This is a genomic window from Streptomyces sp. SID5785 (genome assembly GCF_009870065.1).
GTDB lineage: Bacteria > Actinomycetota > Actinomycetes > Streptomycetales > Streptomycetaceae > Streptomyces.
In genome coordinates this window covers 1-3,541 of record NZ_WWIA01001123.1, presented here as the reverse complement: position 1 = coordinate 3,541, position 3,541 = coordinate 1, and the positions used below count along the sequence as shown (strand labels likewise).

The following is a 3,541-nucleotide window of genomic DNA, read 5'->3' as shown; positions in this document are numbered from 1 at the left end:
CCGTCCACGGTGAGTTCCATGCCGCCCATCAGGCGCACGTTCAGACCGGTGGCGGTGATGACGATGTCCGCCTTCAGCTCCTCGCCGGACCTGAGGCGGATGCCGTCCGCGGTGAACGTGTCGATGTGGTCGGTGGCGATCGAGGCCTTGCCGCTCCTGAGCACCTTGAAGAGGTCGCCGCCGGGGACGACGCACAGGCGCTGGTCCCACGGCTTGTAGCGCGGGGTGAAGTGACGCATGTCGACGCTGCGCCCGGCCCGGGCGCGCACCATGCCGAGCAGGGCCCTGCGGGCGAGCCGCGGGTACTTACGGCAGAAGGCGTAACTCCCGCGCTGGAGCGCAATGTTGCGCGTGCGGGCGATCCGGTGGGTGAGCCCGGCGGGCGCGCGCAGCTTCTGCAGCACGGCGGTGACGGGGTCGGTCTCGGGCAGGGCGAGGACGTACGTGGGCGAGCGCTGCAGCATGGTGATGTGCGCGGCCTCGTCGGCCATCGCCGGAAGCAGGGTGATCGCGGTGGCGCCCGAGCCGATGACGACGACGCGCTTGCCCGCGTGGTCGAGGTCCTCGGGCCAGTGCTGCGGGTGGACGAGCGTGCCGCGGAAGTCCGACTCGCCCGGGAACTGCGGGCGGTACGGCTGGTCGTAGTCGTAGTAGCCGGTGGCGCCGACCAGGTAGCCCGCGCTGTACGTCTCGCGCGTGCCGGCCGCCTCGTCCTCCACCTCGACGGTCCAGCGACCGGTGTCGTGCGAGAAGTCCGCGCTGATCGCGCGACGGCCGAAGCGGATGTGCTTCAGGACGCCGTCCTCGGCCGCGGCGTCCTCGACGTACTGCCGGATCTCCGCACCGCCGGCCAGGATGCGGGCGTCGCGCCAGGGGCGGAATCCGAACCCGAACGTGGACATGTCGGAGTCCGAGCGGATGCCCGGGTACCGGAACAGGTCCCAGGTGCCACCGACGCGTGCGCGGCGTTCGAGGACGACGAGGGAGGCGCCGGGGTTGTCGCGCACCACGTGGCGCGCGGCGCTGATGCCGGAGATTCCGGCGCCGATGACGAGGACGTCGACGTGCTGCTGCTCCATCGCGGAGGGTCCTAACTCTCGCTCACGGGCCCCTGGGAGAGGCAGAGGACGGAGGATCGCCGCCGCGCCGGAGCGCGGGCGGTTGCTCAGACGCGAGGTTCCACATCTGCGTGATACCCGCAACTTACCTGCGACACGCTGTTTCAGATACCGCGGGTAATGTGATGTGGGTCACGACCGCAAAGGCGTCGCTCACTGCACGAATCGCCATCAATCACCCAAGGCGGCACAGGGGTTGACCCCTGCCATCGGTGCGGGCGGCGGCACGGTCGGCTCGGCGCGTCGGCTCCGAGGCGGCGGGGCACCGGGGCGGCGGGGCGGCTTCGAGGTGGCGGGGCGGGAGATCCGGGCCCGGGCCGAACGCCAGTGACACGTCGGGCCCGCACCGGCGCCCGGACCGGGCCCGCGAACGGCCCGCCCCGGGCCCGGCCGGGCCCTCGTGGCTGATGATGCGTCAGGAACCGGCGACGCTCACCTCGACCGGCGTGCCCGCCTCCACCGTCCGGCTGACCGTACAGAGACGGTCGTGCGAGGTCTTGACCGCCCGCGGCAGGATGGCCCGCGCCCGGTCGGCCGACTCCCCCTCCGGGAACGTGACGTCGAAGGTGACCGCGAGGTCGGTCATCCGGTTGCCGCTCTCGTCCGCGACCTTGTGGCCGGTGACGGTCACGGAGAACGTGCCGGGCTCGGCGTGCCGGGTCGTGGCGACGTCGACATCGGCGGCGGAGCAGCCGCCGATCGCGGCGAGGAACAGTTCGACGGGCGTGAAGCCGGTGCCGTCGCCGGTCTCGAAGTCCACGGTGCCGCCGCGGGCGTTCGTGGCGGTGAACCGGCCCGGGCCGGTGCGCTCGACGGTGACGGAGCGGAGGGAGTCAGCAGTCATGCCGCCGACAGTAACCGCTGCGGGGGCGCACACCGCGGCGTGACAGCACCGCGCGCCGGGCCTGAACGCGCGGCCTGGGGTAATCCCCCCTGACGAACCGGCAGTTGGCCGGATGGGGTTACGGACACCGCTGCGCGAGGCTCTCCCCATGACACCGATCAAGAGGACACGGACCAAGAGGACACAGATCGCGGGGACGCCGGACAGGCTGACGCCCGTGAAGAGGAGCGCCGCCGCGCTCGCCGCCACCGCGCTCGCCCTCGCCGCGCTCCCGCCGCTCGCCGCGTCGGCCGCGGCGGCACCGGTCACCGCCCCCGGCCTCGACTGGAAGCCCTGCACGAGCACCGCCGCCGACCCGCGCCAGGAGTGCGCGACGCTCCGCGTCCCCATGGACTACGCGCACCCCGGCGGTGAGCGGATCAGCATCGCCGTCTCGCGGATCCGGAGCGAGGACCCACGGGCCCGACGCGGTGCGCTGCTCCTGATCCCCGGCGGACCCGGCGGCTCGAGCCTCGACGACCCTTCCGGCAAGGGCCAGAGGCTGCCGCAGCGCGTGCGGGACACCTATGACCTCATCGGGTTCGCGCCGCGCGGGCTCGCCCCGTCCACCGCCGTCGACTGCGGTCTCGACCACGGCGACCTGGCCCTGTCGAAACTCCGGCCCTGGCCCGCAGCCGACGGTTCGATCGACGGGAACATGGCCACCGCACGCCGCATGGCGGGCGCCTGCGCCGAGCACGGCGGCGCGCTGCTGCGCCACCTGAGCACCCGCAACGAGGCCCGGGACATCGACCGGCTGCGTGCGGCCCTCGGCGAGCGGCGTCTCTCGGCCTGGGGCGTGTCGTACGGGACGTACGTCGGCGCGGTCTACGCGCAGCTGTTCCCGCGGCGCACGGACCGGTTCGTGCTCGACAGCAACGACGACCCCGACCCGGCACGTGTCTCGCGGGCCTGGCTCGCCGGTCACGAGCAGGGCGTCGAGGACACCTTCCCCGTGTTCGCGCGGTGGGCCGCAGCGCCCGGCAATCCGCACCGGGTCGCGCCCACGGCCGAGGAGGTGCGGCCGCGCTTCCTGCGGCTGGCCGCCCGGCTCGACCGGGACCCGATCCCTTGGCCCGGTGCCAACCCGCCGGTCCTCGACGGCAGCGTGCTGCGCCAGACCATGCTCGACAGCCTCTACGACCCCGACGACTTCCCCGTCCTGGCCGCACTGATGGTGGCGGCCGAGCGGGGCACCGTGCCGCCCGCGCCTCCGGCACCGCCGGAGGCCGCGCTGCAGAACGTGGCGGCCGTGGGTGCCGGAACCCTCTGCAACGACGTGGCGTGGCCCGCCGCCGCGGACGCCTACCGCGAGGACGTCGCCCGCAGCCGCGCCGCGTTCCCCCTCACCGCGGGCATGCCGCGCAACGCCATGGTCTGCGCGGCCTGGCCCTACAAGAGCAAGGAACCGCCGGTGCGGGTGACCGACCGGGGCCCTTCGAACGTGCTGCTCGTGCAGAACGCACGGGACGTCGCCACTCCGCTGAGCGGAGCCCTCAGGCTCCGCGCGGCCCTCGGCCGCCGGGCCGTCATGGTGACG

General features: G+C 73.6%; 3 protein-coding genes. 1 reads left to right on the top strand and 2 read right to left on the bottom strand.

The features are described from left to right. The coding region (locus GTW43_RS36235; RefSeq protein WP_161306220.1) for an NAD(P)/FAD-dependent oxidoreductase at positions 1-1,079 on the bottom strand (1,079 nt) is incomplete at its 3' end. 454 nt (positions 1,080-1,533) lie between these two features. After that, entirely contained in the window at positions 1,534-1,962 is a 429-nt protein-coding gene (locus GTW43_RS36230; RefSeq protein ID WP_161306219.1) for an OsmC family protein, read from the bottom strand. 148 nt (positions 1,963-2,110) lie between these two features. On the opposite strand from GTW43_RS36230, the gene GTW43_RS36225 reads away from it, so the two are divergent. Continuing rightward, positions 2,111-3,541: alpha/beta fold hydrolase (locus GTW43_RS36225; RefSeq protein WP_161306218.1), on the top strand; the 1,431-nt coding region annotated here is incomplete at its 3' end.